Raw genomic sequence first — 1,418 nt, 5'->3', positions numbered from 1 at the left:
GCAAAGCCGAGGTTGAACAGCGCACCGACGACGGCGCTGCAGACGAAGATTCTGCTCGCGCGAAAACGATCGGCGGCGCCGCTCAGCGAGACGATGAGTGTGCCGAGGATGAACCCAAGCTGCACCGCACTCGTCAGCCAGCCGATGTCAGCCGCGCTGATGTGCCAGATTCTCACCAGGTCGCCGGCAGTACTGTTTGCACTGAACCACAGTGCAGTACCGAAGAGTTGCGCGATTGAGATTGCGGCGACCGGGCCTATCCCTTGAACGAGCAGTTTCCGCACGCCAGTCGCCCGGATCATCGATTCGCGAGGGGCGCCTGAGCGCTGCGCAACTGGTCGAGCCACCGCTCGTCGCGAGGGGACGGACGACGATGCAGCCGCTCGTTGAGGATCGCATGCGCTTTCCCGGCCTCGCCGCTTCGCATGAGCGCAACCAGAAGCGTGTCCTCGACGACCTCGCGCTGCGCGCCGCTTCCGCCGATTCGCACGACGTCTCGCGTGACCGGCTCGAGAATGTCGGCAACGAGCGCGTACTTTTCTTCGGCGAAGGCCAACGACGCGCGGCAGATCGCCGGGACGACGGGGCCAGCGGGGAGCTTGCCTTCGCCGATGAGCCTGTTGAGCCCGGCAACGCGTTGTTCGACGGCTTTGCTGTCGCCCGTCGCCGCGGCTACCAGCGCCATGTGGAAGTCAGCGAACGGAAAGCCCGCTTCCTTGAAGTAATCCGACGCGTACTTTGCAGCGTCGTCCCACATACCTGCCGGGACGGCGTGGCCGTAGGCCTGCATGCGCCAGAGAAACGACGACGTGTCGCTCACGATGTTGATCGGCGTGCCGAGTGACGCAGCCGGCGCGACATGCTCGTTGTAGATGGCGAGCGCACGCCCGGTGTCTGCGCGCTCAAGGGCGATGAGCGCGCTATGCCATGCGATGTGGCCGTGAAGCACGCCCGTCTTGTCATATTCCGGCAGCCAGCCGGTAATCATGTCTTGCGCCTCGTCGTTCGCACCGGATTCGTACAGCACGTGGGCGACGGCGTGCGCCGCATTCACGTTGTGTCGCCGCACTTGCAGCGCGCGTTGCGTCAGCGTGCGTCCGAGCTGGAGGTCGCCGTTTTCGCCATGCGCCCAGCCTCGATAGGTCAGGAACCACCAGTCGTCGGCATCGAAGTGTTTCGCGTGGCGTTCGCACAGGTCGACGCGTGCCTGGTCATGGTCGGCTATGCCGGAAAACGCGAAGAGGCCGAACGCCCCAAGCGGCATCGACAGGATGACGATGTCCCGCGGCCAGCGGTCGGTGTGCGCGAGCGCGGCGGTGAGTGCCCTGGCCGCCTGTCCGTGGATGGCCAGCGACAGCACGTCGACGTGGCTGCGCTCACGTTCCGTCCCGTTACGGGCGACGAGATCGAGCGCCTTC

1 protein-coding gene and 1 pseudogene are annotated in these 1,418 nt (G+C 65.4%); both read right to left on the bottom strand.

Features of this window, described 5'->3' with window-relative positions:
• Positions 1–302 (bottom strand): annotated as a pseudogene (locus tag AABE10_RS36180) (MFS transporter); the annotation flags it as partial.
• Positions 299–1,418 (bottom strand): tetratricopeptide repeat protein (locus AABE10_RS36175; RefSeq protein WP_342937836.1); only part of this gene is annotated, 1,120 nt, incomplete at its 5' end. The gene AABE10_RS36175 and the pseudogene AABE10_RS36180, both read right to left, overlap by 4 nt.

The organism is Paraburkholderia diazotrophica, from assembly GCF_038900755.1.
Classification (GTDB): Bacteria; Pseudomonadota; Gammaproteobacteria; order Burkholderiales; family Burkholderiaceae; genus Paraburkholderia; species Paraburkholderia diazotrophica_A.
The sequence above is the reverse complement of the archived record's forward strand: the minus strand, read 5'-3'. Positions and strand labels throughout refer to the sequence as shown.